6 protein-coding genes and 2 pseudogenes are annotated in these 5,487 nt (G+C 68.2%); 5 read left to right on the top strand and 3 right to left on the bottom strand.

The features are described 5' to 3' along the window. Positions 1–39: 39 nt before the first annotated feature. Positions 40–1,209: a lipopolysaccharide assembly protein LapB gene (locus J0670_RS28745; protein WP_207814609.1), complete on the bottom strand. Its 1,170-nt coding sequence runs from the start codon at positions 1,207–1,209 to the stop codon at positions 40–42. A gap of 296 nt (positions 1,210–1,505) precedes the next feature. Between J0670_RS28745 and J0670_RS39595 the strand changes: the two genes are divergently transcribed. The 3 genes and pseudogenes from J0670_RS39595 to J0670_RS28730 all read left to right on the top strand — a co-directional run bounded on the left by J0670_RS39595 (position 1,506) and on the right by J0670_RS28730 (position 2,857). Further along, positions 1,506–1,703, top strand: a complete 198-nt coding sequence (locus tag J0670_RS39595) for a lasso peptide biosynthesis B2 protein (protein ID WP_279383085.1) — start codon at positions 1,506–1,508, stop codon at positions 1,701–1,703. A gap of 88 nt (positions 1,704–1,791) precedes the next feature. Beyond that, positions 1,792–2,262: pseudogene (locus J0670_RS39590) on the top strand (GNAT family N-acetyltransferase); the annotation flags it as partial. A gap of 151 nt (positions 2,263–2,413) precedes the next feature. After that, positions 2,414–2,857, top strand: a complete 444-nt coding sequence (locus J0670_RS28730; RefSeq protein ID WP_207814608.1) for an NUDIX hydrolase — start codon at positions 2,414–2,416, stop codon at positions 2,855–2,857. A 90-nt stretch (positions 2,858–2,947) separates the two neighbouring features. On the opposite strand, the gene J0670_RS28725 is transcribed toward J0670_RS28730, so the two are convergent. Further along, positions 2,948–3,685, bottom strand: a complete 738-nt coding sequence (locus tag J0670_RS28725; protein ID WP_207814607.1) for an NUDIX domain-containing protein — start codon at positions 3,683–3,685, stop codon at positions 2,948–2,950. Between the two features lie 106 nt (positions 3,686–3,791). On the opposite strand from J0670_RS28725, the gene J0670_RS28720 reads away from it, so the two are divergent. After that, entirely contained in the window at positions 3,792–4,415 is a 624-nt protein-coding gene (locus J0670_RS28720; protein ID WP_207814606.1) for a Uma2 family endonuclease, read from the top strand. Between the two features lie 66 nt (positions 4,416–4,481). On the opposite strand, the gene J0670_RS28715 is transcribed toward J0670_RS28720, so the two are convergent. Then, positions 4,482–4,730 (bottom strand): hypothetical protein, encoded by a 249-nt coding sequence (locus J0670_RS28715; protein WP_207814605.1) that lies wholly within the window; start codon positions 4,728–4,730, stop codon positions 4,482–4,484. Between the two features lie 24 nt (positions 4,731–4,754). Here J0670_RS28715 and J0670_RS28710 point away from each other — a divergent pair. After that, positions 4,755–5,298, top strand: a pseudogene (locus J0670_RS28710) (GNAT family N-acetyltransferase). Positions 5,299–5,487: the final 189 nt, after the last annotated feature.

Raw genomic sequence — 5,487 nt, 5'->3', positions numbered from 1 at the left:
GACGGGTGGGCCCGGCAGCAGGGATTGGGCCAGGTCGGATCAGACCGGATGTGGCGCTATCTGTCGCGCGCGTTCGAGGAGTTCGCGGACGTGGGGGTTGCGGTGGTGCGGTTGCGTGGCGGAGAGCATGGTGCGGAAGCGGTCGTCGGCCCTGCCGGACTGGACGTGGGGGAAGTCGTCCAGGGCGAGGTGCCAGTTCTGGACGGCCTCCTCCAGTCGGCCGGCTTCGAGTTGCCATTCGGCGAGCATTGTCCGGTGGCGGACGCGGGCCCGCCGGTACACCGTGGGCCGGACCTTCTCGGAGTGCTGGAGTGCGCGGATCGCTCCTTCGCGGTCGCCGAGTTCGTAGTTGACCTGGGCGACGTGGTACGAGAGCGAGGCGGGGTCGTAGGAGCCGTGGGCCTTGGCCTTGGACTCGGCCTGTTCCAAGGCGACTTCGGCTTCGTGGAGCTTGGCGAGCGCTCCGGTTCGGTCGCCGGTCTGGGCGAGGGCGAGCTCCAGGGCCTTGGTGTAGTAGGCCTGGCCGAGTAGGTCGAGGCGTTCGTCCACGGCCATGTAGCCGGTCAGGTAGAGGTGGTCGCCGGCGGCCGAGAGCATCGCCTTGCGCACCTCGTCGGCGGCGGTGGCCTTCAGGTGCGGCGCGATGTTGTTGACCATGAACGCGGCGGCCATCGGGCGGGCGGTCCGGCCGCCGAACTGGTCGTCCAGCTCGCTGATGCGCTCGGTCATGGCGATCACGGCCTCGACCTCGGCCATGCCGATCCTGGTGTGCGGGTCGGCCTTCAGCCGCTCGAACCGCCCGACGACGTCCGGCCAGCCGGGAATGGTGAGGGCAACCGAGTACAGGCCCGCTCCGAGTACGCCCCTGCGCGATGGGTCCATGTCCATGCTCCCGAGGTCGATCAGTCCAGCCACCGTATCCCCGGACTGGGCCCGAACGTCAGGCTCGTCGGCGAAGCCCGCCTCGAACGCGGTGACGGGCCGACGCAGGCGGCGGGTCAGCGTCTCCAGGACCACCTTCTGGTACTTGGTCATGGGGCGGGTGCCCGAGAGCCAGTGTGAGACGGCGGACTCGTCATACCTCAGCTTGTAACCGGCCTCGTTCCCGGCCCGGTTGACCGCGCGGGCGAACTCGCCGTTGCTCGCCCATCGGCACTCGGCGACCAGTTCGGAGAGCTTGCCGTTGGGTGTCCGTTCGCGTGCTGCCATTGCCGCCCTCGCGTCAGGTTTCAAGGGTTTCAAGCATCCGGAGTGTCTCTACCGTGTTCACAGCGAGCGCACACCTGTTGACTCATTGTCAGGCCGGGCGAGAGCCCTCACGAATCGGGGGCTGCTTCGGCTCCGCGATCGGCGGCACCCCCACCTGCTCGCTCATTCCCAGGTGGCCGGTGCCGCTCTCCAGGCCAGTGCCGAAGGGTGCCCCACCGTGGTCGTGCAGCACCTTCAGCCATACGACCGCCGCCGTCCGCCGCGCGGCCTGGCACTACCCGGCCTGAACCGCCTGCCTGGAGGAATCCGCCGTCGTGCTGCTGCTGGCCGCCCATCGCCCCAGCCTCACCTGGTGCCATGGAGTCGCCGCAGGCCCGATCCGCCTGCACGCCTGGGTGCAGACTGAGGACGGCGGCACCGTTGTCGAGTTGCCGTCCACTCTCGCCTACACGCCCGTCCTCACCCTCGGAGCCCGCCATCGCCACCAGCCCTAACCCGATCATCTGGGTCCGCGACAACACCTGCGGCCTCGGCCCGTACCGCGCCGATCTGGTTGAGGCGTACTAGCGCTGGGAGCAGGACCCGGCCCTCCTCGTCGGCTACGGCCGCCAGCAACCCGAATCGCTGGAGGCCCGCAGCGAAGGCATGACCGCCCAACTGCGCGGCGACAACATCCGTTTCACCGTCTACGACCTCGTCGGCGAGGAGCCCGCCCCGGTCGGCGTTGCCGCACTGCTGCCCGATCCGTCCGTCCGCACCGCCGAGTACGTGATCATGCTCGCCCCCGAGTCCCGCGGAAAGGGCACGGGTACCGCCGCGACCCGCCTCGTCCTCGACTACGGCTTCCACATCACCAACCTGCGGATGATCTGGCTCAAGGTCCTCGCCCCCAACGAGGCAGCCGTCCGGGCCTACGAGAAGGCCGGCTTCCGCGCCGTCAGCAGCCTCCGCCAAGCCGGGTACTGGCTCGGCCAGGTCTGCGACGAACTGATCATGGATGCCCTCGCCGTCGACTTCCCCGGGCCTTCGGTGATCACCCCCCTTCTGCAGTAGGCCGCGAGGACGATCCACTCGGCTGAACGGCGACGTTGAGCCAGAGGGTGCCTTAGTAGAAGACGGATACCACAGCCGCGGGATCATCCACCCGACAGTGACACGTTCCGTTCGCCTGCACCGTGCGGTAGACCCATCTACGCTCCGCCTCATGGCCAACGACACCCGGACGCCAGCCCGAGACGCATGCGTGGTCGTCGCCCGCGACGACCACGGCCTCGTCGCGCTGCTGAGTGCCTGGTTCCCGCTCCATGAAGGCGAGTACCTTTTCCTCCCCGGAGGTCGACAGGAAGACGGCGAGACTCTGGAGGACTGCGCCAGGCGGGAGCTGCGCGAGGAAGCCGGAATCACAGCCGAGCACTGGCGCCCTCTTGGATCCTTCGCGATCACGCTTGCCACGACCGCCCGCGTCCACCTGTACGAAGCCAGAGGACTGGCGATCGGGCCGCAACAACTTGCGGTGGGCGAGGAAGGGTTCAAGCTGATGTGGTGGCCGATGGCCGGTGCCCTTGCCGCTGCGATGGATGGTCGATTCCTCCTACAGGGAGGACCGCTCGCACTATTCCTCGCGGAGCGTATGGGAGTTGATCGCTGACACCGCAGACACGGTTCCGTTGCTGGTGGCCAGGGCGGAGGAGAAGAGTTTAGGGACAGTTCGACGACCCACACGGGGCCGTGGCTGAGGTCACTCATCTGACCTCCCGGCGGTTCGAAGACTGTGCCGGGTGAGGAGGGTTTTCAGGTAGTCCGCGTGCGGGCCCTCCAGCCCTTCGGTGCCGGTGTGGTCGACGGTGGTGATCCGCTCGAATTCCGGGGTGCGTCCGTTTGCTGCTTCCGACTCGGTCAGTGCTTCGAACTGCTGGAGCAGGATCTCCGCAGGCAGCGGCGGCGCCTGGTAGTGCACGCCGATGTTGCCCTGCTTGCCGCGGGTGACCGTCCACAGCGTCAGATCCTCGGGTGCCACGCTCGCGCCGATCTCCTCGGCGAGTTCCTTGCAGGCCTGGCGGCGCAGCTCGTACTCGTCGAGCGGCTGGCCTGCGGTGGGCGGCTCCAGGTTGCCGCCCGGGGGCTGCCACCGGCCCGGGGCCGCCGTGGTGGCGGACATGCGCCCCACGATCAGGACGCCGTCGTCGGTCGGCTGCGCTACGGTCACGAACATGGATGACACCGTGGGTGCATCCGGCACGCGGCGTAGCGCGAACCACCGGTAGGTGGCGGGGGCCCAGGACAGCACGAGGGTTCGGCCGTCGTGCTCGACGCCCGTGCACAACACCGCTGGGCCGTCGAAGAGGTCGGGGTTGGCCTGCGTCATGGCCGTCCACATTCTGTCCATGGCGGCCCGGTGCTCCGGGGCGAGCTGCGGGGCGGCCGTTTCAACCAGGCGCAGTGCGTCGGCCTCCAACACCTGGACGGAGCTCGGCATAGCGGAAGGTTCCTTTCGTCAATCTGCTGCCACGCAAACCGCTCCTACAGGGAAAAGGCTTGTGTAGCAGTGGTCGATCTGCCGGCGGGCGGCCAAGTTGGGGAGCATGTCTTCTGTTGTTGCGTCCGGGCGATGGGTCTTGCCCGAATCGCCGTATGCGCTGTGGGCTCGGGGCGAGCTCGACGATCACCTGGGACTGCCTGAGGTCTTGCGGGTCGAGGTGATCGGTGGGGAGTTCATGGTGACGCCGTACCCGAGTTTCGGCCATGCTGCGACCAGCTCGGACATTCAAGAGGCGGTGTTCCGTGCCGAGTTCACGAAGTCGTGTTTCCGATGGCGGGCGGTGCAGGCGGTCGGCCTCGATCTTGCGAAGATCGGGGACGGTTATGTTCCAGACATCGTGGTCATGGCCTCGGAGGTGGAATCGGCGATCATGTCGGAGGCGAAGGACCGGTATCTTCGCCCGGCCGACATCAGCCTGGTTGCCGAGGTGACTGCGCCTTTCAGTGCGCACAACGATCGCTGTGCCAAGCGACGCGGGTACGCGAGGGCTGGTGTGCCGTACTACCTGTTGGTGGATCGTGACCCGCAGCAGCCGGGGATCACACTGTTCGGTGGGCCGGACAGCTATCGGGTGCTTGGCGAATGGGAGTTCGGTGAGTCGGTGCGCTTGCCCGAGCCGTTCGACTTCGAGATCGATTCCAAGCGGTGGAACCCCTGGGCTGAGTAGGCCCATGCAAACGCCGCTGCCCGGGACTTCTGTGGGAGTCCCGGGCAGTGGCGTTGGTCGTGGGGGTCAGGCCGTTGGCTCGGGCTTGCGGGCGACGGCGAGGGCGGCGAAGCCGCTGACGGCGGGGAGAAGGCCGTAGGGCTGGACGAGGGCGCTGACGGCGATGATGGGGGCGGAGCTGCCGAGGTAGACGATGATCCAGAGGGAGCTCAGTGCGGAGCTGCGGCGTTCCGGGTTCATCCGCGTCACCCGGATGCTGGCCGCCTTCGGCACCTCGCTGTACGAGCCGGCCGGCGGCAGCGGCCCGGACCGCACTTGGACGGCGTACGCTCACAACACCTGGAGGACCACCGCGTGACCGTCGAACTCCGCCACCACACCACCCTGCGCCCCGAGGTCCGGCAGGACCTGCTGGATGTGTACACCGACGTGCGGGCACCACTGCTGCACCTGCCGAACTACCGCGTCGACGTTCGCCGAACGCCTCGACCGGCATGCCACCGAGCCTGGCTTCGAACTCGTCCTCGGCTACGACGGCGAGGTACCGGTCGGTTACGCCTACGGCAACACGATCGAGGCGGGCGACCGCTACTGGAAGCGCATGACCGAGCCCCTTCCGGAGGGCTACACCGAGGCCCCGGCTCTGGCCATCAAGGAAATCGGCGTCCGAAGCCCATGGCGGGGCACGGGTGCCGCCCGCCGGATCCACGACGAGCTGCTGCGCCGCCGCCTTGAGGGCCGTGTCACCCTCCTGGTCAACCCGCTCGCCGGGGACGGCAAGGTTCAGCGGCTCTACGAGACGTGGGGCTACCAGGCGTTCAACGCGCAACAGCCCTCTCCGGACTCGCCCCGGCTGACCGCGATGATCCGCCCGATCCACTGAGTTTGGGGTGGCGACGCCGGGCGCAAGGCCGCAATCAACCGACTGCCGGTTCCAGCCGTAGGTGCCGCCCGAGTCCGAACCGCTCTTCGCTCCGCGATGACCGGCAGTCGCCGCTTGAGACGCGCTCTCCCACCGGCCCGAAGGGGCACCGGTGGGACAGGGCCCTCTTGCTTCCGGCGGGTGTCTCGC

It is taken from the genome of Streptomyces sp. FH025, from assembly GCF_017427025.1.
Lineage (GTDB): Bacteria > Actinomycetota > Actinomycetes > Streptomycetales > Streptomycetaceae > Kitasatospora.
This window is presented reverse-complemented; position numbering and strand designations above follow the sequence as displayed.